Origin of the sequence: Acinetobacter lwoffii (genome assembly GCF_024129855.1) — a bacterium.
Lineage (GTDB): Bacteria > Pseudomonadota > Gammaproteobacteria > Pseudomonadales > Moraxellaceae > Acinetobacter > Acinetobacter lwoffii_L.
Genome location: NZ_JAMXXC010000001.1, coordinates 1 through 24,318 on the forward strand (window position 1 = coordinate 1; position 24,318 = coordinate 24,318).

Here is a 24,318-nt window from a genome sequence, read left to right on the forward strand (position 1 = left end):
TTAAATCCATAAATAGGTGTCCACTTAAATTTAAGTGGACACTATCGCGGTATTAATGAGTTAGAAAAAGTGGGGTTCAGCGGACGCTTACATTTAATCTACCAAATACCTCAAATATTCAGCTTCAAGCGGGGCAAATTTTAAATTTTAAAACCAATGGTTCTGATCAAAATTACCAAGCAAAAGTGCAAACGCTGAATTCACAGGCAGATTTACAAACTGGACGTTTACAAGTGCGTGCCAAAGTCACCACACAAGCGGATGTACTGCGTCCAAATGTTTTGGTAAATGTTTTTGTGACTGATGCACAAGCAAAAACAGCGTTAAGAGTTCAGAAAAAAGCCTTACAGCAGGTTGAAGGAAAACCTGTGGTATTTGTGATTGAGTCTGAAGAAAAGGGACAGGTTCATCTTAAAGCACAGCTAATAGAAGTGGGCGTGAGCAGTCAGGATGGGCAATGGCTAGAAGTCATTTCTGGATTAACTGAAGGGCAGAAATACATTGCTGATGGCAGTTTTTTATTAAAGTCTGAATTAGAAAAAGATGAGGCTGGTCATGAGCATTAATCAAGATTTACCTCATCCTGAAGGATTATTTGAGCGCATTATTCAGTTTGCAATTCAAAATGCTATTTGGGTGATGCTGTTTGTCTGCACATGGATTGCGGTGGGTATTTATAGTTATCAGAAGTTGCCAATTGATGCTGTTCCTGACATTACCAATACCCAAGTACAGATCAATACCCAAGCAAATGGTTTTACAGCACTTGAAGTAGAACAACGGATTACCTATCCGATTGAAAATGCCATGGCGGGTATTCCAGATTTGGAGCTAACACGTTCAATCTCCCGCTATGGATTATCCCAAGTCACTGTTGTATTTAAAGATGGAACCGATATCTATTGGGCACGTCAACAAATTAACCAGCGTGTGCAAGAGGTACAGGCAGAACTACCCAATCAAGTTTCACTTACTATGTCACCTGTATCGACTGGTTTAGGGGAAATCTATCAATGGGTCGTTAAAGCTGAACCAAATGCAAAAAAAGCAGATGGTTCTACTTATACAGCGATGGATTTAAGAGAAATTCAGGATTGGATTGTTCGACCGCAACTGCAACGAGTTAAAGGTGTTGCTGAGGTTAATAGTATTGGTGGCTATAATAAAACCTATCTCGTTTCGCCCGATCTAAGTCATATGCAGCAGTTGAATGTTGGTTTAGATCAATTACAGCAAGCCTTGACACTGAATAATGAAAATCGTGGTGCAGGGTTCATTGAGGAAAATGGTCAGCAACTCACGGTTCGTGTGCCGGGTACCTTGAATAATATCAGTGATATTGAAAACACCATGATTGCAAGTCCGAACGGTAGTCCAATCCGTGTGGGTGATATTGCTCAAGTCTCCATTGGTCATGACTTAAGAACAGGTGGTGCTACCTATAACGGTGTGGAAACGGTACTTGGGATTGCCATGATGGCGATGGGCGAAAATAGCCGTACGGTATCAAAATCGGTAGATGCTAAGATCCAAGAGGTTCAGAAAAGCTTACCCAAAGGGGTTAAAATTGAAACTGTTTATGACCGCACCAGCTTGGTCGAAAAGGCGATTAAAACGGTACAAAAAAACCTGATTGAAGGCGCCATTTTGGTCATCGTCATTCTTTTTTTATTTCTCGGGAATATTCGTGCAGCCTTAATTACAGCCTGTGTGATCCCATTGTCGATGCTATTCACACTCACAGGCATGGCGCAAAAAAATATCAGTGCCAATCTCATGAGTTTAGGTGCTTTAGATTTTGGGATTATTGTCGATGGGGCGGTGGTGATTGTTGAAAACTGTATTCGTCGTTTGGCGCATACTCAGCAACAGTTAAAGCGACAATTAACTCAACAAGAGCGTTTTAAAGAGGTCTTTTTAGCCGCACGCCAAGCTCGACGTCCCTTGATTTTTGGGCAATTGATCATTTTAGTGGTGTATTTTCCGATTTTTGCTTTAAGTGGTGTGGAAGCAAAAATGTTCCATCCGATGGCACTGACAGTGGTACTCGCCCTTGTTGCAGCCATTATTTTATCGATCACATTTGTGCCTGCTGCGGTGGCATTGTGGGTCAAAGGCGATATTCAAGAAAAAGAAAGTCGTTGGATGTTATGGCTAAAAGCTAAATATCAGCAAACTCTTGATATTGCGTACCAATACAAAGCAGTTGTGCTGACTTTTGCACTGTGTTTATTAGTGATTACAGGATTCATCAGTACCAAACTCGGCAGTGAATTTGCACCACAGCTCAGTGAAGGAGACTTTGCGGTACAACAGTTGCGTTCACCAAGTACAGGCTTAGAAGAGTCTTTACGTATTCAGGAGAATACTGAAAAGCTTCTTTTAAAGAGTTTCCCTGAAATTAAGGCAGTATTTGCCAGAACGGGTACAGCCGAGGTTGCAACAGATGTCATGCCACCCAATATTTCAGATGGCTATATCATGTTAAAGCCTCGTTCAGAATGGCCAAATCCTAAAGAAAGTTTAGATGAATTACGTGGCCGTATGGTGACGTATTTAGCCACGATTCCAGGCAATAATAGTGAATTTTCACAACCGATTGAACTCCGATTTAATGAATTGATCTCAGGTGTGCGTAGTGATGTTGGTGTGAAAATCTTCGGTGATGATATGGATGTCCTCAATACTGAAGCGACTAAAATCTCCAAAATCATTCAGCAAATATCGGGTAGCAGTGCCGTGAAAGTCGAGCAGACCTCAGGTTTGCCATTACTAAATGTCGAGGTAAATAAAGCTTTGGCTGCGCAATATGGGCTAAGTGTGCGTTCAATTCAAGACCTTGTGGCAACCAGTATTGGTGGTCAAAATGTGGGTGAAATCTTAGAAGGTGATCGACGTTTTGATTTTGAAATTAGATTAACTGATCAAGATCGAAATACATCAACAGTTGCTCAGTTGCCGATTCAGCTTCCTAGTGGAGGGCAAATTGTCTTAGCCGATGTTGCGACAGTCAGTCTAATTGAAGGGGTGAACCAAGTCAGCCGTGAAAATGGTAAACGTCGTATTGTCGTGACAACTAATGTTGAAGGGCGTGATCTGGGTTCTTATGTTTCTGAACTGCAAAAGCAGTTAAAAGACTATGATCTGCCAAGTGGGTACTGGATTGAATATGGTGGCCAATTTGAAAATTTAGCTTCAGCTCAATCACGTATGCAAATTGTGATTCCACTGGCCTTATTGACTATCTTTATTTTGCTCATGGCAGTATTTCATAATGTTAAAGAGAGTCTTTTGGTATTTACAGGCGTACCGTTTGCTTTAACGGGTGGTGTTTTATTCCTTTGGCTACGTGGTATTCCCTTATCCATGTCAGCAGGGATTGGCTTTATTGCACTATCAGGTGTTGCTGTCTTGAATGGCCTGGTGATGCTGACATTTATCAAAGAGCTTCGAAATCAATACAGCTTAGATGAAGCAGTATGGAGAGGAGCAATTTTACGTTTACGTCCTGTATTGATGACAGCTTGTGTCGCCTCACTTGGTTTTGTGCCCATGGCACTTGCCACTGGAACAGGTGCAGAAGTACAACGACCTTTAGCGACGGTAGTGATTGGAGGCATTATTTCATCCACCATGCTCACCCTTGTATTACTTCCTATTTTATATCGCTGGATCAATACTGATCAGGACAATAAGCTACTACAAACGGAAACCTATTAAGTATAAATATATTCAAGGTAATGCTTCGGCTTACCTTGAATAATCAATAATAAGGAGAGCACTATGAGTAGCTCAAATCAACATGACCACAGTCATTTTGAAGCATCGGAAAAAAATGCCAAAAAACTCTATTTCGCTTTAGCATTAACCACCACATTTTTGATTATTGAAGTCATCGCTGCGTTTATGACGCAAAGTTTGGCGCTGTTATCCGATGCTGCGCACATGCTGACAGATGCTGCTGCACTTGCGATTGCATTAGTGGCAATTAAAATCGGACAAAAACCTGCAGATGATAAGCGTACATTTGGTTATCAACGCTTTGAAATTCTGGCTGCATTATTTAATGCACTGATGTTATTTGTTGTTGCTCTCTATATTTTATTTGAAGCCTATCAGCGCTTTGAGAATCCACCTGAAATTCAAAGTATAGGGATGTTGGTTGTGGCAATACTCGGACTGATCATCAATCTCATCTCAATGAAAATCTTGCTCTCGAGTAGCAAAGAGAGTCTCAATATTAAAGGTGCTTATTTAGAGGTGCTTAGTGATGCTTTAGGTTCAGTCGGGGTCATCATTGGTGCACTAATCATCTATTTCACGGGATGGATGTGGATTGATACGCTGATTGCAGTGTTGATTGGGTTTTGGGTACTTCCAAGAACTTGGATATTATTGAAACAAAGTATCCATATATTGTTAGAAGGTGTTCCTGAAGAAATTGATATTGAGAAGTTAAGATCAGATTTATTAATGTTAGAAGGGGTTCAAAGTATTCATGAGTTAAAAGTTTGGGCGATTACGTCAAGAAAGGTGGTTTTGACCGTGCATTTGGTTGCACCTGATGTGGATCAAAAAAAATTATACGATCAGGCTTTTCATATACTTCATGAACGGCATCATATCAGTGATATGACACTACAAATTGAAGATAATAATTGGCATAAGCACCAGCATGCTAAGTAACAAAAACGTAGTCGTAATTACAAAGGTAATTGATAATATAGGTCAATTTTGTAAAAACAATGTAGCGATGATTTTTTGTATAGCTAAGTTGAAGGATTTTTTGAACCATTTAGTGGAAAAAATTTTGCTAGTGATCAAGCTACCGCTCAAGTCAGCGATCAAGTTAAGCGCCTAATTGAAACGATGGAACACAAGGAATAGAGCCTTAGCGAACTTATGTCATTATTAGCTTTATCGCATCTTGCAACGTTCAAAAAAAATATTTAAGTCCTGCATTAGAGGCTAGATTAATTGAACGAATAATTCCTGATAAACCAAGAGCTCTAAGCAGAAATACAAATTGAAAAAAGATGGCCTATAGAAAATACTGAATAGTAAATAAAAGCAATGTTATAACATTGCTTTTGATCTTCAGTCTTTACGTGTTAAAATGTGTACACCAGTTCTAATCCTCAATTCGGATTTGAACAAGATTTTAAAGTGATTCAATGCACTAAATCTAATTTGGGTCAAAATTGGGTCAATGAATTTTTTTATTCAATAAAAGAGCTTTAGAATGAATAGGTTAGGATTTGAGTTCAATTGACGCCACCTCAACCAAAATTCTTGTTATAAATCAGCCGCTTATTTAAGTGGCTTTTTTATTGCCTAAATTTTATAAGCAATTTAAAAGAGCAAATCAAAACTAGAACGAATACGCTCAATTAATAAATGTTTCGACTCTGACAAATGGGTATTTTGCGGACCATCAATTGGGTCTGAGCCGTGTTGCACAGCTCGGAATCAATAGTTAAGGCAACGGCCTGACCTTCTTTAACCGCATCTGCGATATCTGCATAGCGCATGGCGGAAATCCCATGTCCAGCCACCACATAATTTTTTAAGGCATAAATAGAATTGGTGGTCAGACCAATATTCAGGTTCACTTGTAAGTGCACCATTTCACTGTCGAGTAGCTGACGGAAACCATGCCCTACGGGCATTAAGGCAAATTTATAGTCTGAAATTTCGGAAAGACAAATGCGATGCTTGAGCTTGGCAAGAGGATGACCGGCAGGAACAGCCAGAATAAAAGGTTCTGTTTTATGGGCAATGGTGCTGATGTCTGTATGAAATGGAGGATTATACGCCAGTCCAATATGCGCCAGGCTGTCCACAATATGTCGTACCACATGCTGGGCACTCATTAATTCTAACTGGATTTCAAGATTTGGATATTTATGATGCACATGTCGAAGTACATCATAAATCATGTGTTGCATATAACTTTCACTAGAAACAATGTTCACTTTGCCGAGTTGAGAAGATTGCAGCTGAAATAAACTGTCAAATAATTCATTTTCACGATTTTTATTTTCCTTGAAATACTCAAGTACCAGATAGGCAGCTTCAGTCGGAATAATATGCCGTCCCTTACGTTTAAATAAGTTTATTTTTATTTCAGATTCAAAGAGTTGAATCTGTCGGCTCATGGCAGACTGTTCGATATTCAGGATGTCTGCTGCTTTACGCATCGAGCCAAACATCATCACCGTATAGAAATAGCGTAAACGCTTTTCATTGATTCCGTTCAGTGGCGCAAGGAATTGCAAGTTTCTGTCCATAAAAACTCTGATGCTTTTAAAGCATCAGTATGCCTAAAAAATTACATTGTTATCAAGTCAGGAGCATGCTTACATGGGTTTTGAACAATAAGAAGATCTAGATAAAAAGGAGTTTTAGATGGATTTAATCACCTCCCGTCAACAACGGTTAGACCAGATTTACAAGAAAGTAAGCTGGCGCCTGCTGCCATTTTTATTGCTGTGTTATTTCTTTGCTTATCTGGACCGGATCAATATCGGATTTGCCAAGTTGCAAATGCAGCAGGAGCTGGGCTTTAACGATGCAATTTATGGCATGGCAGCCGGCATATTCTTTTTAGGTTATGTCCTGTTTGAAGTGCCAACCAACCTGTATTTTGAAAAAGTCGGCGCCAGAAAAACCATTACCCGCATCATGATTTTGTGGGGCCTGACCTCCATGTCGATGCTATTTGTCACCACCCCGCAGATGTTCTATGTCTTGCGCTTTTTACTAGGCGTATTCGAAGCCGGTTTTGCCCCGGGCATGATTTTCTATCTGACCTATTGGTATTCCGGTGCACGCATGGCACGTGTCATGGCGATTGTCATGCTGGCCGGGCCGCTTGCTGGCATGTTAGGCGCACCGTTATCGACACAAATTATGAGTACTTTCCATCAGATTTATAATCTTTCTGGCTGGCAATGGTTATTTTTATTAGAAGCTGTGCCGACCGTGCTGTTGGGCTGCGTAGCGTACTTTTATTTAACTGATCATCCCTCACAAGCAAAATGGCTGTCCCAAGAGGACAAAGCCTTATTGGTGAAAGAAATTTCCCAACATCAGTCTGCCACTGGTCATAGTAATTTTAAAGCGGTATTAAAGGATCCTTGGATTTATTTCATGGCCTTGGCCTACTTCACCATTATCTGTGGGATCTATGCGATTGGCTTCTGGCTACCATCTTTACTGAAGTCGGGCGGTATCCAAAATTTGCAGATGATTGGTTGGCTGGTGGCGATTCCATATTTATGCGGTGCAATTTTCATGATCATTTTTGCCCGCAGCTCGGACAAATGGCAGGAACGGAAATGGCATTGTGTAGTGCCGACGGTATTGGCCTGAGTCAGCTTGATGTTGTCGGTGATGAGTGCGAATTTCCTGCTGTCCTTTATTGCGATCTGTACCGCAACGGCCTTTATGTTTAGTGCCTATACCATTTTCTGGTCGATTCCATCGAAATACTTAAGCGGTAGTGCGGCAGCAGGCGGAATTGCCTTAATTAACAGTATTGGATTACTCGGTGGTTTTGTCAGTCCAAATATTATGGGCATGGCGCAGTCAATGACCGGTTCCATGCTGGCAGGCTGGTTCACGATTGCTGTGATCATGATGCTCGGTGGCGCTTTCCTGATTTATGCCTTCAGACTGAAAAAGCAAGCTGCGCCTCAGCAAACAACACACACTGCTCTAATCGTCGATAAATAATGAATACTTAGCTTAGGAGGGATTCAAGATATGAAGAAAATCATCATTGCGGGCTTTCAACATGAAACCAATACCTTTGCCCAGACCAAAGCAAGCTACGCGGATTTTGTCCAGGGCGGGGGATTTCCGCCGCTCAGCCGCGGCACAGATATCCTGAAATTTCGGGAACAGAACATTCCGATTGGCGGTTTTATCCAGCAAGCAGAACAATTCGGTTATCAACTTTTACCGGTAATCTGGGCGGGCACTTCACCTTCAGCACATGTAGAGCAGGACACTTACCAGCGGATCTGTGATGAAATTATTGCGAGCATCCAGCAGCATCCGGCAGATGCAGTGTATCTGGATCTGCATGGCGCCATGGTCAGTGAACAGGTGGATGATGGCGAAGGCGAATTGTTAAGACGGGTTCGTGAAGCAGTCGGGCCGGACATTCCGGTAATTGCCAGTCTGGATTTCCATGCCAATGTCACGCAAGTGATGTTTGCTCATAGTGATGTGCTGATTTGCTATCGGACCTATCCGCATGTAGATATGGCTCAAACCGGACAACGCTGTGCCCAACTGCTAGATCAAATATTCCGGGGTAAAAAGCTGCATAAGCAAATGTATAAGCTGCCGTTTTTGATTGCGCTGAATGCACAATGTACCGAGCTGGAACCTACCCAATCATGCATGAATTTACTGGAACAGCTAGAGCAAAATAATTCTGTCCAGATGAATTTCACGCCGGGTTTTCCGGCGGCAGATTTTGAGGAATGTGGTGGTTGTATCTGGGGTTATAGTGAAAACGCTGAGCAGTTAGATCAGGCCATGCAACGCTATATCGCCCATGTGCTGCAACAAGAAACGCATTGGAATATGGATTTTTTATCACCAGATCATGCCGTGCTGCAGGCACTTCAACTTTATCAACAGCATCATTCGACCAGACCCGTGGTGATTGCAGATACTCAGGATAATCCGGGAGCCGGTGGTGATTCGAATACGACCGGGATGCTATCGGCGCTACATCGGCATCAGGTTAAAAATGCACTGATTGGGCTTATTGTTGATCCTGCGGTGGTGCAACAAGCCTATCAGCTTGAGCTTGGTCAGCATTTTTATGCGAAATTGGGCGGAACATCGGGTATTGCGGGGGATGCTCCATTTAGCGCTAAATTTAAAATCAAAGCCTATAGCGATGGAAAATTCAGCTATGGCGGACCCATGATGCATGGCGTCGAGGCGGATATCGGCCCGAGTGTATTACTGGAAATAGACGGTATTGAAATTGCAGTCAGTTCCTATAAAGCTCAGTTGCTCGATCGTAATATGTTTAGAATTTTTGGTATTGTGCCTGAAGATAAAACGATTGTCGTAGTGAAAAGCTCGGTACATTTTCGTGCAGATTTTCAGGACATGGCTGCTGCCATTTTGGTCGCGAAAGCGCCTGGTGCCATGAAAGCAGACCCGAATGATCTGCCTTGGCAAAAGATTGATCCTGATAGACGACTCGTGCCGATGGGCAAAAGTCTGGCGCAACGTGATCAGCCATTGCGTCGTACGGTCTAACATTTAACTAATATCCAATTAACACCCAAGCGATTGAACAGGCGAGCTCTATCATGATCTAGCCTGTTTTTTAATGAAAGCTCCCATTCCTTGAACTCAAGAGAAATTTAATACAATTTTCTGTTACCTGATCCCGTGTCTGGATCTGCCAAAGATGGACTAGTCTGATATCAAACAGGGCTAGCTAAAAAAAGCGGACAGGAATTCAATATTCTTTTCAAACTCAACAAAATACCTATAATTCCAATTAGAAACTTGTTGTAAATTAAACCTTAGGAAAAAACAAATACAGTTTTGACTTTCTTATTTCAAATTAGACGAATCAATCGGAGATTCTCATTGCGCGCTGCCCGCTATAAAATTTTGCTCATTATCGTATTGCTACTGGCAGTAGGGTTTGCTCTATTTCGCTGGTGGCAGGGGCCAGTGGTGCCTAGTTATACGCTGAGTGCCATGCCTCTGGTACAAAATGTTGTTGCGACCGGACGTGTTGCGACAGTTTCACGTGCCCAGGTAGGCAGTGAAATTAGTGGTGTGGTTCTGCAACGTCTGGTGCAGGAAGGCGATCAGGTTAAACCGGGTGATCTGCTGGTGGTATTGAATTCGGATGAATTGCTGGCCCAAGTCAGACAGGCCGAGCTGGCATTGACTGAATTGGCAAGCAGCCGACGGCCACAGGCTGCAGCAGAACTGGCCAGTGCCAAAGCCCAGCTGGAGCAGGCCAGCCGAGAAGCAGCACGTAGACGTAATGCAGAAGCCGGCATCCTGTCGAGGGAAGAAGTCGAACAGGCTGTGGAAGCGGAACGAGTCGCGCGCAATAATTATGAGACAGCCCGGGTAAAAGCAACAGCATTGGCTGCGGGTCAAGTCGAAGAAGCATCGCTTCGGGAACAACTGGCGGTGGCACAGGCTCAACTGGCCAAAACCAAGATTCGGGCTGCGGTCGCCGGTACAGTATTGACACGCGATGTCGAGCCGGGTGATCTGGTTCAGCCGGGACAAACTTTATTTACCATTGCGTTAACAGGGAATACAGAAATCCGGGTGCCGCTAGATGAGCGGAATTTACCGCAACTGGCCTTGCAGCAAAATGCCACCGTGATTAGCGATGCCTATCCGGATCAGTCTTTCCCGGCCCGGATTAACTTTATTGCACCAAGTATCGACCCACAGCGAGGTACGGTAGAAGTCAGACTTACTGTCAATCCCGTGCCAGATTTTTTGCGTCAGGACATGACGGTATCGGTGAATGTCGAGACGGCCAAACGAGCACGGGTACTGGCTATTCCGAATGATGCTTTAAGCAGTATCAAAGGAGATAAGGCCGTGGTGTTAATGGTACGTGATGGAAAAGTACAGCGTCAGCAGATTACTTTAGGCTTGCGTGGCCTGGCCATGTCAGAAGTGAAATCCGGCCTGAGCGAGGGCGATCAGGTGCTGGCAGATGGCGAATCTTCATTGGAGGATGGCACCAGAGTTCGCTTAAAACCACAACTGAGTTCATTACAGAATTCTGCTGATATGGCCAATAGTAAAAATGAATTACCGGTGAACTTCGATTGAAAAATTTATTCGGGCGGCTCTGGATCGAATGGAAAATCGCGGTCAGTTTTTTGCGTGAGGGTTGCGCGCAGTCCATCATGATCACCATCGGGGTCGCCGTGGGCGTGGCAGTAATCGTCTTTATCACCGCTTTGATTCAGGGGCTGCAAGCCAATATTGTCGAACGAACCTTAGGTACACAGGCACATATTCGTCTGTTGTCACCGGATGAAGTCAACCGGATTGTGTCACCTCCCGCCGGGACCGTGCAATTATTGCAGGAAGACAAACGGGCACAGCGCCTGCGTTCGATCAACAATTGGCAACAGATTACTGAAACGCTGGATCAGTTACCTGTACTGACCGCTGTCTCGCCGGTGGTGTCTGGGCCGGCCTTTGTGCAACGGGGTGATGCGATTGAATCCGTGGCCTTGGTCGGAATGAATTTGGAGCGTTATCAGCAGATCATTCCATTAAAAGAATATTTAACCAGTGGCCAGTTGCGGGTTGGCGCGGATGATGTACTGATTGGCAGTCAATTGGCCAAAGACCTCGGTGTTCAGGTCGGCAGCAAGTTGCGACTGGATACTGGCCAACAGAATAGTGCCTTGGTGAATATTGCCGGTATTTTTGAGCTGGGTGTGCGCGAACTGGATGCGCGCTATGTCTATCTGGATCTTAAGCAGGCACAGTCCTTACTCGGCCTGCCAGGCGGAGTAACGGTGATTGACCTGACCATTGCCAATATTTTTGAGGCAGACCAAGTTGCAGCACAAGTCGGACGCCTGACCTCATTAAAAGCCGAAAGCTGGATTGAAACCAATGCCCAGCTGATGAATGCCATTACCGCACAAAGCCTGTCCACCAATATGATTATTGTCTTTGTCGCAATTTCGGTGGCTTTCGGGATTGCTAGCGTCATGTCCGTTAGCGTGGTACAGCGCACCCGGGAAATTGGTATTTTGCGGGCGACAGGTGCGACCCAATCGCAAATCCTGAGGGTTTTTCTGTTTCAGGGTGCAATCTTTGGCTTGCTCGGTTCAGTGCTGGGCAGCATAGTCAGTTATGGTCTGGTGTGGGTATTTAATAATTTTGGGCCAGGATTATTCTATATTCCAATTTCGATTGAACTGGTGATTTTGGCGCTATTATTGGCGACATTAACCGGCGTACTGGCGGCAGCGGTGCCATCACACCGGGCCGCGGCACTCGATCCGGTGGAGGCGATTCGTCATGTCTGAGCAATCTCAGGAAGTCCTGTGTCTGGAAGCGCTACGAAAATCTTATAATATTGGCCAGCCCAATGAAGTGGAGGTCTTGCATGGCATTGACCTGCGTATTGATCGTAACGACTTTGCTGCACTTATTGGTCCTTCCGGTTCTGGAAAAAGTACCTTACTGAATATTCTGGGACTGCTGGATAAACCAACGAGCGGCGAGCTGTACTTGTTGGGACAAGCTACCAGTGCGATGGATGACACCGGCCGTACGGCGCTGCGCGGCAACAGCATCGGGTTTGTATTTCAGTTTCACCATCTGATTCAGGCGTTTAGTGCATTGGATAATATTCTCATGCCTTTAATGATGGCGCATGGCAAACCAAATCAGCAGGCAATGCAACGCGCACGTGATTTACTGGCGGCAGTGGGACTGGAAAAATTTGCCGAGCGTAAACCGAATGAATTGTCCGGAGGACAGCAGCAGCGGGTGGCCATTGCCCGGGCCTTGATTACTGAGCCGGCATTATTATTGGCCGATGAACCGACAGGTAATCTGGATACCCAGACCGCGGCTGATATGTTTGAACTGTTTCGTAAAGTGCATCGTGAACGCGACTGCGCCGTACTTTTGGTCACGCATGATCCGCGCCTGTCCGCTACTTGTGATCGCACCATTAATCTGGTCGATGGCCGGATTGAAAGCGATTCGAGCAATTCTCCTGAAGATTAAGCTGTACTGCAAGGAGCCAGGAGGGCTAATTTTTTGAAGCGATAGAAAAGATATTTCAGATTTATAGCTTTCAAAAAATGATAGCCATATCTGAGATTGAAATAATCTGGAAACAACCTGTTTGTTAAAAAAGGATGTACGCGATTGCCTACATCCTTAAAATTTTACAGTTGAATTCTAATGATTGTGTTTTTCAGGTTGATCTAATCAATGAGCGCCGGTAAATCATACCTATTGAAAGCGTCAGGATGAAACTGAACTTAATGGTACTACCACAAGTTTGCGCTTCATCCTTGCATAAGCCCGATCTCAAAGATTCAATCCGACTTTATTGTTCCAGATTACTTCTCAGCATCCAGGCGGTTTTTTCGTGTACTTCCAGTCTTTGCGTGAGAATGTCAGCAGTCGGCTGATCATTGGCTTCTTCAATGATCGAGAAAATACTTCTGGCAGTACGTGCCACAGTTTCATGCGCATCTACCAGTAAACGTATCATTTCTTCGGCTTTAGGCACACCTTCGACTTCTTTAATGGAGGTAAGTTTCACAAACTGTTTATAAGTACCGGGTGCTGCAAAACCCAAAGCCCGAATACGTTCAGCAATGACGTCCAACGCATTCCACTGCTCGGTGTATTGAGTCATAAACATGTTGTGCAGGCTGTTGAACTGGGGGCCGGTGACATTCCAGTGGAAATTATGAGTCATCAAATACAGGGTATAACTGTCTGCTAAAAGTCTGGATAAACCTTCGACAATTTTGGCGCGATCATCATGCGAAATCCCGATATCAATTTTCATTGCTTTAGATTCTTTTTTAGAAGAGGCCATGCTCTTACTCCTTCAAACTTAACGCGATACGGTGTATTAAAATAAAGTCGGATGTAGTCGAAGCCCGAGCCAAGAGATGAAATGATCTCTATGACTTTGTATTTGATCTGAAAAGGCTAAGAGATTTAAGTGGTTATAAGTTATAGATATTAGATCAATATAAGGGCAGGAAGTTTAGTCATTATGTATAAGCAGGGCGCGGGATTGTAACTATTTAAATCTGTCAAATTTTGATTATCTTCAGCGGTAGTACGTTAATTTCTCATAGCAAATTCAACTTCTAAAAAACTCCTAAGTATTTCAGGATTGAAACATCGTGTTAGGGTATGACATCTATTTATGAGCAAGATCACATATCACCATACTAAATCTTTATTTCGAAATATCTCTGCGAAATTTTAATATTTTATTTTAAATAAATAACTTAGATGAAAATCTTAATCATTAATAAACCCGAAATTTATAAAAAATAACACAATGCTGCCTTAATTAAACAAGGCACTACAAACAATAATAAATCTCTTTCTCAAATGCAGTTATGTTAGGACACAGGCGAAACCAGTAACAATATTCCCAGAAAAGCAAAAATGCTTCGAGTCAGCATATTCAGAAGAAATATGAGGCTGATACAGGATCGGCTGTAGCAGATTGACTTGCGGGATGAGTTTGATTGGTCAAGCCATGCAAAATATCAGCTCAAGCGACTTTGAGATAGACCAAAAATATCTGCACTAAACTCAAGCTCAGCAAGGAATACATCATGAAAATTAAGGCCAATAGCCCCGCGACTGGTAAAGACGGTTTAGACAAACAAAATACCAATAAAAAAAGTGAGCAGCTCGACACATATCGCAGTGATGCGACCGAGCAGGCACTCACCACCAATCAAGGGGTTAAAATTTCCGATAACCAGAACAGTCTCAAGGCAGGCGTTCGCGGTGCGACCTTGATCGAAGATTTTATTCTTCGGGAAAAAATTACCCATTTTGACCATGAGCGAATTCCAGAACGTATTGTGCATGCCCGCGGTGTCGGCGCACATGGCTATTTTGAGGCTTATCCGGGGAATGAAAAACTGACCAAGGCAGGCTTCCTGACCAATACCAGTGTGCAAACGCCAGTATTTGTGCGTTTTTCTACCGTACAGGGACCACGTGGTTCAGCAGATACGGTACGTGATATCCGTGGTTTTGCCACCAAGTTTTATACGGATGAAGGTAACTTCGATCTGGTAGCGAATGATGCGCCGGTATTCTTTATCCAGGATGGGATCAAGTTCCCGGATTTTGTACATGCAGTCAAACCTGAACCTCAGACCGAGATTCCTACCGGTGCATCTGCACATGATACTTTCTGGGATTTTGTTTCTTTAGTGCCTGAATCTGCACATGCGGTGATGTGGGCCATGTCGGATCGGGGTATTCCGCGTAATTTAAGAGCCATTCAAGGCTTTGGTGTACATACTTTCCGTTTTATCAATGCCGAGAATAAAGCGGTTTTTGTTAAATTCCACTGGACGCCAAAACAGGGTCTAGCCCAATTGGTCTGGGATGAAGCACAAAAACTGGCGGGTAAAGATCCGGATTTCCATCGTCGTGACTTATATGAAGCGATTGCCTCCGGTAACTATCCGGAATGGGAGTTGGGTGTACAGGTCGTCCCAGAAGAAGATGAGATGAAGTACGACTTCGACTTGCTGGACCCAACCAAAATTATTCCGGAAGAACTGGTGCCGGTGACGCCGATTGGCAGAATGGTGCTGAACCGTAATGTCGATTATTTCTTCGGTGAAACCGAGCAGGTGGCATTCTGTCCGGGACATATTGTGCCAGGACTGGATTTTACCAATGATCCATTATTGCAGGCCCGTCTGTTCTCTTATACCGATACTCAGCTCAGCCGTTTAGGTGGTCCAAACTTCCACCAGATCCCAATTAACAAGCCGGTTTGTCCATTCCACAATAACCAGCGTGATGGTTTACACCAGCGTATTGTACATACCGGTCAAGCCAGTTATGAGCCGAATTCGATTGACAATAACTGGCCGACTGAGACTCCGCCAGCTGAACAAGGCGGTGGTTTTGAAAGCTATCAGGAGCGTATTGATGGACACAAGATCCGTCAGCGTAGCGAATCATTCAGTGATCACTTTAGTCAGGCCCGTCTTTTCTACCGCAGCCAGGCACCACATGAGCAAAAGCACATTGTCGATGCCTATGTCTTCGAGCTGAGCAAGGTGGAGCGCAAATATATTCGTGAACGTGAAGTACTTGAAGTGCTCTGCAATATCGATCTGGACTTGGCACAGCAGGTTGCTGACCAATTGGGTATTGAAATTCCGGCAGAGAAAAAAGCTGCGAAATTGCCAGAGGTGCAGGTTTCACCACGTTTATCTTTTGAGGCATTTAAACCTGAAGATATTAAGGCACGCAAAATTGCGCTATTGGTGCACGACAAGGCCAATGAGGCCAGTATCAAAGCTGTTCAAGCTTGGGCAGAATCAGAAGGGGCTGTGGTCGATGTACTGACCCCAAAACCGGGCCCGGTACTGGGTCAGCAAGGCGAGGTGATTCCTTCCGATGGTATGCAAAAAGCAGAACCATCCATTGCCTATGATGCCGTGGTGATTGCTGACGGTGGTAATTACGATGTGGTAATGAAAGACGGTGTGGCGACTCATTATCTGCTGGAAGCCTACAAGCATTTAAAACCAATCGTGTTCCTGGGTGATAAAGGCAAGCTGATTGAAGATCTGCGTTTGGTTAGCGATGAAGGAACTCTGGCAAACGGACAGTTTGAAGCAGTACAAGATAGCTTCAAGACTTTAATCCTAAACCATCGTGTCTGGACGCGTGAAGCGATTGCGGAAGCGATTCCTGCCTAAACGATTCAATTTATGTTAGAGGATAGAGGCTAAGGCTTCTATCCTCATGGTTTTAAAATGGATGAAGAGATGGTAAGACTGGATGTCAAAAAGTTGTTGGCTCAAGCACAACAAGCCAAATGGAGCAGAGAACAGGACATTTATCTCATTGAACATAATCATTTGCCTTTAGCTGAACTAATGCAGCAACTCTGTTTCAATGAAGAAGAGATTAATGCACGGCGTAAGGTACTAGGGCTGACCACACGTTTAAAACAAATGCGCAAGCTTTCTCATTAACTGACTTTAAAAACACAACAACATTATCCGTATTTTATGAGGAACCGCATGCATGAACCTCGGTTCAATATTACAAAGATTTGAAACTTCTCCTCTGGAGCTACAAGAAAAAATTCAGCACACTTTAATGGAGTTGGTGGCGATTTCCGACCAGGTGCCTTATCCCGCTTCCGGAGCCACCTTAAAACGCTGGCGGATGCTTAGTCAGGTTTCCGCAAGCAATTTGAGCCTGGGCAAACTGTATGAATCGCATTTAGATGCATTGGCTATTCTGCATGAATTGAATATTCCGGTAGAACAAAAAGGCTTATGGGCAGTATGGGCGGCAGAAGGCGGTCCCAAACCTTTAATATTGCAAGCAGGAAAGCTAAGAGGAATTAAACCCTGGTGTTCTGCATCGGGCTGGGTGCAACACGGTCTGCTGACTTACCGTGATGAGCAGCAACAATCCCAATTACTGATTCTAGATTTGTCGCAAGAAGGCATTCAGCATCATCAGGATGCCTGGCAGGCGGTAGGCATGCAGCATACCTTGACTGCCCGGCTGGAACTGGATCAGGTTGAGGTGGAAAAAGTCGCAGCTCCAAATGCCTATCTGGACCGGCCCGGATTCTGGCATGGCGCCGCAGGTGTGGCCGCGTGCTGGTATGGCGCAACCGTGCGTTTGGCTGAATATTTAAGACAGGCAGTATTGTTAAAACCGCATGCCTATAAGGCCATGTATCTCGGTGAAATTAGTCGGGAGCTTTTAGCGACACAGTCCTTATTTTATCAAGTTGCTGCATTGATTGATCAGCAACCGCAACACGCACATGAGTTAAAGATTCGTAGCCTACGTGCTCAGGTGGAAGCGACTGCCTTAAATGTACTAACTCATGTAGGTAAGGCACTTGGTGCTGCGCCGTATTGTGAGCATCCGCATTTCGCCCGGCTTGCAGCAGATCTTCCGGTATTTATTCGTCAAAGTCATGCTGCATTTGACTTGGAGCGGATTGGCGAGCTGACTGCACAGGAGGAACAATTATGGACATTATAAGACATGAGATTGTAGGGGATCGTGTCATCCATGGTGAAGGCACACGGCTTGAAGAATGGCGTTCCTGTCAGATCCTGCAACAGATGCCGGAATTCGATATTCCTAAGGTTATTCCACAGGATGCCAGAGTCTGCATTATTGCCCCTCATCCTGATGATGAAATTTTGGGCTGTGGAGGTCTGATTCAGCGTCTGGACAAACTTGGCTATCAAATCGTACTTTTTGCCGTTACCAACGGGACAGCCAGTCATCCGGGCTCTAGTCTGTATACTCCCGAAGAGTTGAACCAGATTCGTCCTACTGAAACACGAATAGCTTTGGAAGCGTTGCCTTTAAAACAGAATATTCTGCGGATCGCTTTAGACATTCAGGATGGCAAGGTGGCAGAACAGCGGGATGTGTTGCAACAGCATCTGCAATCTTATCTGCAGCCGAATGATGTGTTAATTAGCACATTTGTTCATGATGGACATCCAGATCATGAAATTACAGGGCAGGTCACACAGCAGCTGGCGACTGAACTTCATTTGCCCTGTATTCAGGTCTTGATTTGGGCATGGCATTGGGCAACCTCTGGAGATACCAGAATTCCTTGGACCGTCGCTCATCAACTCAGATTAACTGAGGAAGAATTGCAATATAAGTCTCGAGCTGCGCGGTGTTTTAAGAGCCAGATCGAGCTTGATCCAACGATTGAACAATCACCGATTCTGCCTGAGCAGGCATTGCAACGTATTTTACAGCCCTGGGAGGTGTATCTGTATGAACAGTAAAGCAGCCTATGATCAGGAATATTTCGATGCGTTATATGCACTGAATCAGGGAGATCCTTGGCAATATGAACAGCGTTGGTATGAACAGCGCAAACGGCAGATTTGTCTGGCGGTCTTGCCGAGCTTGCAATTTGACTCTGCGATTGAAATTGGTTGCAGTAACGGCATCTTCAGTCAGGAACTGGCACAGCGGACAAATAGCTTAATGTGTCTGGATGCCAATGATACTGCGATCCAGTTGGCTCAACAGCGTTTACAAGCTTATCCGCATGTGCAGGTGCTACAGTGTGTGGTACCAGATGAATTGCCGAGACAGAAATTTGAGCTCATTGTTGTCAGTGAGATTTTATATTATCTGAACCCGATTGCTCTGCAACAGGTGCTGACATGGCTGCATACTGCACTGGAACCGGGTGGATGTATCTTGAGTTGTCATTGGCGCGCGCCAATCTCGGGATTTAGCCTAAATGGTGAAGATGTCCATCAGTATCTTAAAGTGCATTTAAACTATACACATCATTTAAGTTTACAGGACTCCGATTTTTTAGTGGATCTCTGGCTAAATACAGCACAATCCGTAGCAGAGCAGGAAGGCTTAAGATGAAAAAAATCGGTGTGGTGATTCCAGCCTGTAATGAAGAAGCCTATATTGAACGCTGCTTGCTGGCTTTAAAATCAGCACAAACTTATTTTTTTCAATACTTTAAAACAATGGAAAATCTTCCTGAAATCCAGATTCTCGTGGTCTTGGACCATTGTACTGATAGTACCGCTGCTAAAGTTCAGCAAATGAACATTCCAGCTATCAGTTGCAACTTCCGAAATGTCGGTAAGGCACGCCATTTGGGGATTCAGCAGATGATCGAGCAAGGTTGTGATTGGATTTGCTGCACCGATGCGGATTCTTTTGTACAGTGCGACTGGTTTCAGGTCATGTTACAGCATCAACCCACCGATGCGATTTGTGGTGTGGTCGAGCTGGATCAATGGGATCATTTAAGCCGGAAAACCCGTCAGGCTTATCTCCGACATTATCAGGACAGCATGGGACATCGGCATGTTCATGGCGCAAACCTGTGTTTTAAAGCTTCGGCTTATATACAGGTCAATGGGTTTCAGCAACTGGACTGTCATGAAGATGTCGATTTCATCCGTCGTTTAGAAAAAGCTGACGCGCAGATTGTCTGGTCGAATCAGCTGAGAGTCACTACCAGCAGTCGTCTTAGCTCAAAAATTGCTGCAGGTTTTGCACATTTTCTACAAAAACTTGAGCTTAAGCAGGCCGCGAAAAAACCGATCAGCCTATGCAAATAAAAGCATAAAACTATAAATTTTATACAATCAGATACTTGTAAAAAATCTTAAAATTAGGTTCTAAAAACTATTCCATTTAAATTTATTCTGTTTATAATTCACGCAAATTCAGCCCCGCATACTTATATATTTCAACTATAAGTCTGTGGGGTTTTTCTATGGATGATCGGTAATGGATGCCTGAGCCTTCTTTTTTGGTAATACAATGTTCAATCAAACACTGCTTTCTCGAATTCAGTCTCCATCACCATATCTATGGCAGAAAATAGCGACTGCGTTGTGCTTCTTTAGCTTGGGCTTTAGTACTGCGGCTTGGGCACCCTTAATTCCATATGCACAGCAGCGCCTGTTATTAAATCATGCTGATTTTGGCCTGTTATTGCTGTGTGCCGGAATTGGTTCAATGCTGGCGATGCCACTGGCCGGCCGACTGGCCAATGCCTTAGGTTGCCGTACTGTTTTAGCCGTAATTCTCAGTGCATTTTTGTTCATTCTGCCTGCTCTGGCTTATAGTCCGAATCATTTAATGATGGCCATCAGCCTGTTTTTCTTTGGTGCCAGTGCCGGGGCTTTGGGCGTGACTGTCAATATTCAGGCTGCACAGATTGAGAAAAAACTCGGTAAAAGTTTAATGTCAGGTTTTCATGGAGTGTGTAGTTTAGGTGGTCTAGCAGGCGTACTGGGCATGACCATGTTAATGGGATTCGGCTTGGCGCCTTTAACTGGTGCGGTGATTGTCAGTGTGATTTTGCTGCTTATTGCCTTATTTGCTGTTCCTTTGAGCTTGGGTGCTGAGCCAAAAACGGCGGTAGAAGAAACATCATCAGAACAGTCGGTGAAAAAAGCAGCGCCGACCTGGGCGATTTTAGGCATTGGTCTGATCTGTTTTGTGGCTTTTCTGTCAGAAGGTGCAGCTATGGACTGGAGTGGTATTTATCTTGCTACTGAGTTCAGCCTGCCTGCGGCGCAAACCGGTTTGGCTTATAGTTTCTTTGCGGGTTTGATGGTGTTGGGACGCTTTAGTGGACACCTGATTATTCAGCAGTTTGGTGAAAAAAATACGATTCTGTTAAGCGCACTCTTGGCTGCAACCGGTTTATTAACCGTAGTCTTTGCACCAGTCTGGCAAGTAGTGTTAGTGGGATATGCGATTTTAGGTTTAGGTAGCGCCAACATTGTACCGCTGATGTTTTCCCGCGCAGGACGTCAGAAAACTTTGGCTTCACATGTGGCATTGTCTTATGTATCGGTATTTGCTTATACAGGTTCATTGATTGGACCGGCATTGGTTGGCTTCGGTAGTGAAATCATCGGATTGAGCTTAGTATTTAGCGTCATTGCGATTGGTCTATTGAGTATTGTGATTTTGAATCATCTCACTGCAGACCCAAGCGAAGTGCAACACAGCGAAGAGATTGTGGCTCCTCTTCAAAACGAAACACCAGCTTAATGCTGGTGTTTTTTTATTTAAAAATTTAGGCATGCACACTGAACTGGTTTGAAGCTCCTGCAGCCACCGGACGATAGATCCGCAAGCTTTGTGAGTTTTTCAGGTCGGTGATAAACTGATCACGCCAGCGAATAATATCGAAATTTTTCAAGCCTTGGCTTAAATAACGATAGCGCTCTAAACGTTCTGATTTAGACATACGTAGCGCTTTCTTCAAGGCTTTGGCCATACTGTCATGCTCATAAGGATCGACCAGTAAGGCTTCTTTCATTTGTTCAGCAGCACCGGCATATTTAGAAAGAATCAAGACACCCGGATCTAAAGGATCTTGTGCAGCAATATATTCCTTGGCGACCAGATTCATGCCATCCCGGATCGAATTTACCCAGCAAATATCAGCCTTACGATACAGTTGCATCAAGGCTTCATGACCCAAGGTGTCATAGCTGCAATCAAAGGGTAACCAGTCCATTGTGCCATGCTGGCTATTGAGTTCATGCACGGCAGATTTAAATTGCGTATACAGGTTCTTATAGGTTTTTACATCCAGTCGGCATGGACAGGCAATTTGTAATTGCTGGAATTGATTTTTAAACTCCGGTTGATCTTCCAGCAAGCTCTGCAACGATCCGATTTTCTCCAATAAGCCTTTACTATAATCAATCCGGTCAACTGAAATGATGGTTTTATAAGGCTGCACTGTATTCAGATCAAAGGGAAGCTTTTCCAGATGGTTATCTGAGGCCTGATTCTGTAGCTGCACAGGATGCACACCAATCGGATAGCATTTCACATGAATCTTTCGAGATTGATAATTCAGGATTTCATTGTGACGATGCTGCACTTTTAAGGTCTGTTCAAGGAAATTTAAACAGTTTTCCTGATCGCGAGAGGTCTGTAAACCCAGTACATCGTAGTTGGCTAAATGATGTGCCAGATCGCGATGAGCGGCTAAAGTCTGCCAGAGCCTTAGTTCAGGAAAGGGAATATGCAGGAAAAATCCAATACGGTTACGCATGCCCAGTTTACGGCAATAATGTGCCACGCTTAAAAAATGATAATCATGGATCCAAATGATGTCATGTGGAGATGCCACCTGTTTCAGGTGCTTGGCAAAACGCAAATTGACATCCTGATAGATTTTAAAATCCTGCGGCTGATAATCTACAAGCTGATGCTGGTCGTGCATCAGTGGCCACAACGCATTGTTGGCAAAACCACAATAAAAACCTTGATATTGGGATTCAGTCAATGGACTCGTGTGATATTCAACATTTTGATGCTTCAGGATTTGAAACTTCTGCTCTTTTGTCTGGTCAACTCGGGATCCATTCCAGCCAACCCAGATACCGCCTATATCCTGCAAAGCATCCTGCAATGCCACCGCTAATCCACCTGCCTGTGTATTGTCTGACTTAGGTAGATTTACACGATTTGATAACACTATGAGTTTCGACATGTAATTTCTCCAATAATAATTGTTGTTGTGCTTTCAGTATTTCTAGAAATTCCGCTAGAAAAGCCTGTACTTGAGTCACGTTTTCGAGGCGATGTTGTGCCACGGTGTTGCCTGTACCGACTTTGATAGAGCAGCCTTTGAATGTGTTGATGACTTGAAAACCGGCTTCGTCGGTCAGGTCATCTCCGATAAAAATGGGGTAATGATCACTTAAGTGATATTGCTGAATGATTTGCTGGATGGCTGAACCTTTATTTGCCCCTTTGGGCACCAGTTCGAATACAAACTTTCCAGCCTTAAGTTCAAAATCCTGAAAATGAGTAAGACAATTCAAGGCAAATGCATGCACTTGATGCTCTAAATAGGGATGTTCACGAAAATGCAGGGCGACTGAATAGTCTTTAATTTCTATTCGAGTCTGAGGAATATTATTACTATGTTCTGTAATATAATTTTTTAATAATTCAAACTGTTCAGGATTTAAATCAATTAACTTGCTTAAACGCGATTGATAGCTTAATTCCAGACCGTGAGAACCGGCAATATTCCAGTCAAATGGATAAATAATTTTTTGGGCTTGTGCAATTGAGCGACCGGTCACTAATATTAGCTGAATATATTGTTGTAACTCTTTTAAGGTATTTAAGGTTCCGCTCTTAATTATACTTTTTGCTGGATCTGGGTGGAATTCAGAAATGGTTCCATCAATATCAAGAAATAAAACAAGTTTGTGAGAATAAATAATAGGTTTGAGCTGATTTAAAATCATTTGAGGTAATATATAAGAAGATGTAGCAAGTGAATCTTCTAGGTCTTGATCTTCTTTTAGAGTCGACATAAATACTACCTAAGCCTCTGAAGTTAAATTGATTTAAAAGTTAGAATTACCTGAATGGTCATTGCTTTGATTAAATTTATAACATATTTCATTTAACAGACTGGCTTTAAGTGCAGAAACGAAACACTTTTAACAAGTACAGTTACTTTGTAAGATTTAGAAATATTTTGGTAGAAATCCAGTATTGTTAATAAATTTTAAAAATAAATTATGAGGATTTTATATTTTAAGATTTTCCTGGATTGAGTATTTTTCGGGATTTTAAATAATAAGATTTATTATTTAATCGTTATTTTTGAATATGTATCTTGTAATCAATTTTTAAGAAATAGTATTTATTATTAATTTGTATTGTATTTTTTAAAATATATGGGAGATGTGATTTTGAGATATTTTTAAATATAATAATTTAAATAAATTTATAAATTAGGCATATACAATAATAATATCTAAATTAAGTTGATGAAAATTAATGGTTTTTAGAATTGGCTAAGCTGTTTTAAAAGGAAAAATACTAAAATTGTCTAGAGGGGGAATTTCGTATCAATCAAACTTTCTTGGGATCAATTGGAGAGCTATACAATTTAAACAGCCTCTTAATTTAACATCTCAGATTATTTTTTTAATTCTTATTGGTAAATTTTATCAGAGGATAAAAAATCGAAGAAAGATG

The 24,318-nt window shown here is 43.2% G+C and carries 19 protein-coding genes and 2 pseudogenes; 17 read left to right on the forward strand and 4 right to left on the reverse strand.

The annotated features are described in order from the left end of the window. Window positions 1-86: 86 nt before the first annotated feature. The 4 genes and pseudogenes from NI465_RS00005 to NI465_RS16755 all read left to right on the forward strand — a co-directional run. Window positions 87-566 (forward strand): annotated as a pseudogene (locus tag NI465_RS00005) (efflux RND transporter periplasmic adaptor subunit); the annotation flags it as partial. Further along, window positions 556-3,720: an efflux RND transporter permease subunit gene (locus tag NI465_RS00010; protein WP_253143801.1), complete on the forward strand. Its 3,165-nt coding sequence runs from the start codon at window positions 556-558 to the stop codon at window positions 3,718-3,720. The pseudogene NI465_RS00005 and the gene NI465_RS00010, both read left to right, overlap by 11 nt. 63 nt (window positions 3,721-3,783) lie before the next feature. Then, complete coding sequence (locus NI465_RS00015; protein ID WP_114541532.1) at window positions 3,784-4,686, forward strand: cation diffusion facilitator family transporter; 903 nt, start codon at window positions 3,784-3,786, stop codon at window positions 4,684-4,686. Window positions 4,687-4,815: 129 nt separating this feature from the next. Next, window positions 4,816-5,047 (forward strand): annotated as a pseudogene (locus NI465_RS16755) (Fic family protein); the annotation flags it as partial. 343 nt (window positions 5,048-5,390) lie between these two features. Here the strand turns inward: NI465_RS16755 and NI465_RS00020 are convergent. Next, entirely contained in the window at window positions 5,391-6,290 is a 900-nt protein-coding gene (locus NI465_RS00020; protein WP_228740344.1) for a LysR family transcriptional regulator, read from the reverse strand. Window positions 6,291-6,408: 118 nt separating this feature from the next. On the opposite strand from NI465_RS00020, the gene NI465_RS00025 reads away from it, so the two are divergent. From NI465_RS00025 to NI465_RS00050, 6 genes are all read left to right on the forward strand, one after another. Continuing rightward, window positions 6,409-7,374 carry an MFS transporter gene (locus tag NI465_RS00025; protein ID WP_004279327.1) on the forward strand — a complete coding sequence of 322 codons (966 nt, stop codon included), beginning with the start codon at window positions 6,409-6,411 and terminating at the stop codon, window positions 7,372-7,374. Window positions 7,375-7,395: 21 nt separating this feature from the next. Continuing rightward, on the forward strand, window positions 7,396-7,737 hold the full coding sequence (locus tag NI465_RS00030) for an MFS transporter (protein ID WP_253143803.1): 342 nt from the start codon (window positions 7,396-7,398) through the stop codon (window positions 7,735-7,737). Between the two features lie 30 nt (window positions 7,738-7,767). Further along, complete coding sequence (locus NI465_RS00035; protein WP_253143804.1) at window positions 7,768-9,291, forward strand: M81 family metallopeptidase; 1,524 nt, start codon at window positions 7,768-7,770, stop codon at window positions 9,289-9,291. 339 nt (window positions 9,292-9,630) lie between these two features. After that, window positions 9,631-10,854, forward strand: coding sequence for an efflux RND transporter periplasmic adaptor subunit (locus tag NI465_RS00040; protein ID WP_044111267.1), 1,224 nt, complete (start codon window positions 9,631-9,633; stop codon window positions 10,852-10,854). Beyond that, entirely contained in the window at window positions 10,851-12,074 is a 1,224-nt protein-coding gene (locus NI465_RS00045) for an ABC transporter permease (protein ID WP_044111265.1), read from the forward strand. The genes NI465_RS00040 and NI465_RS00045 overlap by 4 nt, the downstream gene beginning before the upstream one ends. Further along, window positions 12,067-12,783, forward strand: a complete 717-nt coding sequence (locus tag NI465_RS00050) for an ABC transporter ATP-binding protein (protein WP_044111262.1) — start codon at window positions 12,067-12,069, stop codon at window positions 12,781-12,783. Before NI465_RS00045 ends, NI465_RS00050 begins: the two co-directional genes overlap by 8 nt. Window positions 12,784-13,111: 328 nt before the next feature. Here NI465_RS00050 and NI465_RS00055 read toward each other — a convergent pair whose 3' ends face one another. Further along, window positions 13,112-13,612: a Dps family protein gene (locus NI465_RS00055; protein WP_086044053.1), complete on the reverse strand. Its 501-nt coding sequence runs from the start codon at window positions 13,610-13,612 to the stop codon at window positions 13,112-13,114. A 760-nt stretch (window positions 13,613-14,372) separates the two neighbouring features. Between NI465_RS00055 and katE the strand changes: the two genes are divergently transcribed. From katE to NI465_RS00090, 7 genes are all read left to right on the forward strand, one after another. Beyond that, window positions 14,373-16,496, forward strand: coding sequence for a catalase HPII (gene katE / locus NI465_RS00060; RefSeq protein ID WP_253143806.1), 2,124 nt, complete (start codon window positions 14,373-14,375; stop codon window positions 16,494-16,496). Between the two features lie 69 nt (window positions 16,497-16,565). Then, window positions 16,566-16,775, forward strand: coding sequence for a hypothetical protein (locus NI465_RS00065; protein WP_005247038.1), 210 nt, complete (start codon window positions 16,566-16,568; stop codon window positions 16,773-16,775). 52 nt (window positions 16,776-16,827) lie between these two features. Next, window positions 16,828-17,811: an acyl-CoA dehydrogenase gene (locus NI465_RS00070; RefSeq protein WP_253143808.1), complete on the forward strand. Its 984-nt coding sequence runs from the start codon at window positions 16,828-16,830 to the stop codon at window positions 17,809-17,811. Beyond that, complete coding sequence (locus NI465_RS00075; RefSeq protein ID WP_253143810.1) at window positions 17,799-18,584, forward strand: PIG-L deacetylase family protein; 786 nt, start codon at window positions 17,799-17,801, stop codon at window positions 18,582-18,584. The genes NI465_RS00070 and NI465_RS00075 overlap by 13 nt, the downstream gene beginning before the upstream one ends. After that, entirely contained in the window at window positions 18,574-19,188 is a 615-nt protein-coding gene (locus NI465_RS00080; protein ID WP_253143812.1) for a class I SAM-dependent DNA methyltransferase, read from the forward strand. Before NI465_RS00075 ends, NI465_RS00080 begins: the two co-directional genes overlap by 11 nt. Beyond that, the gene (locus NI465_RS00085; RefSeq protein ID WP_253143814.1) at window positions 19,185-19,898 is read left to right on the forward strand and encodes a glycosyltransferase family 2 protein; all 714 of its coding nucleotides are present in this window, start codon (window positions 19,185-19,187) and stop codon (window positions 19,896-19,898) included. Before NI465_RS00080 ends, NI465_RS00085 begins: the two co-directional genes overlap by 4 nt. A gap of 205 nt (window positions 19,899-20,103) precedes the next feature. After that, the gene (locus NI465_RS00090; protein ID WP_253143816.1) at window positions 20,104-21,348 is read left to right on the forward strand and encodes an MFS transporter; all 1,245 of its coding nucleotides are present in this window, start codon (window positions 20,104-20,106) and stop codon (window positions 21,346-21,348) included. Between the two features lie 25 nt (window positions 21,349-21,373). Here NI465_RS00090 and NI465_RS00095 read toward each other — a convergent pair whose 3' ends face one another. Both NI465_RS00095 and otsB read right to left on the reverse strand, forming a co-directional pair. Then, window positions 21,374-22,807, reverse strand: coding sequence for an alpha,alpha-trehalose-phosphate synthase (UDP-forming) (locus NI465_RS00095; protein WP_253143819.1), 1,434 nt, complete (start codon window positions 22,805-22,807; stop codon window positions 21,374-21,376). Continuing rightward, a complete protein-coding gene (gene otsB, locus NI465_RS00100; RefSeq protein ID WP_224216893.1) occupies window positions 22,764-23,645 on the reverse strand; it encodes a trehalose-phosphatase in 882 nt (293 codons plus the stop codon). Before otsB ends, NI465_RS00095 begins: the two co-directional genes overlap by 44 nt. Window positions 23,646-24,318 lie beyond the last annotated feature (673 nt).

Excerpts from the sequence above, each read along its gene's own strand:
- NI465_RS00010 (WP_253143801.1), top strand. The coding sequence starts at position 556 with ATGAGCATTAATCAAGATTTACCTCATCCTGAAGGATTATTTGAGCGC.
- NI465_RS00015 (WP_114541532.1), top strand. The coding sequence starts at position 3,784 with ATGAGTAGCTCAAATCAACATGACCACAGTCATTTTGAAGCATCGGAA.
- NI465_RS00020 (WP_228740344.1), bottom strand. The coding sequence starts at position 6,290 with ATGGACAGAAACTTGCAATTCCTTGCGCCACTGAACGGAATCAATGAA.
- NI465_RS00025 (WP_004279327.1), top strand. The coding sequence starts at position 6,409 with ATGGATTTAATCACCTCCCGTCAACAACGGTTAGACCAGATTTACAAG.
- NI465_RS00030 (WP_253143803.1), top strand. The coding sequence starts at position 7,396 with ATGAGTGCGAATTTCCTGCTGTCCTTTATTGCGATCTGTACCGCAACG.
- NI465_RS00035 (WP_253143804.1), top strand. The coding sequence starts at position 7,768 with ATGAAGAAAATCATCATTGCGGGCTTTCAACATGAAACCAATACCTTT.
- NI465_RS00050 (WP_044111262.1), top strand. The coding sequence starts at position 12,067 with ATGTCTGAGCAATCTCAGGAAGTCCTGTGTCTGGAAGCGCTACGAAAA.
- NI465_RS00055 (WP_086044053.1), bottom strand. The coding sequence starts at position 13,612 with ATGGCCTCTTCTAAAAAAGAATCTAAAGCAATGAAAATTGATATCGGG.
- katE (WP_253143806.1), top strand. The coding sequence starts at position 14,373 with ATGAAAATTAAGGCCAATAGCCCCGCGACTGGTAAAGACGGTTTAGAC.
- NI465_RS00065 (WP_005247038.1), top strand. The coding sequence starts at position 16,566 with ATGGTAAGACTGGATGTCAAAAAGTTGTTGGCTCAAGCACAACAAGCC.
- NI465_RS00070 (WP_253143808.1), top strand. The coding sequence starts at position 16,828 with ATGAACCTCGGTTCAATATTACAAAGATTTGAAACTTCTCCTCTGGAG.
- NI465_RS00075 (WP_253143810.1), top strand. The coding sequence starts at position 17,799 with ATGGACATTATAAGACATGAGATTGTAGGGGATCGTGTCATCCATGGT.
- NI465_RS00080 (WP_253143812.1), top strand. The coding sequence starts at position 18,574 with ATGAACAGTAAAGCAGCCTATGATCAGGAATATTTCGATGCGTTATAT.
- NI465_RS00085 (WP_253143814.1), top strand. The coding sequence starts at position 19,185 with ATGAAAAAAATCGGTGTGGTGATTCCAGCCTGTAATGAAGAAGCCTAT.
- NI465_RS00090 (WP_253143816.1), top strand. The coding sequence starts at position 20,104 with ATGTTCAATCAAACACTGCTTTCTCGAATTCAGTCTCCATCACCATAT.
- NI465_RS00095 (WP_253143819.1), bottom strand. The coding sequence starts at position 22,807 with ATGTCGAAACTCATAGTGTTATCAAATCGTGTAAATCTACCTAAGTCA.
- otsB (WP_224216893.1), bottom strand. The coding sequence starts at position 23,645 with ATGTCGACTCTAAAAGAAGATCAAGACCTAGAAGATTCACTTGCTACA.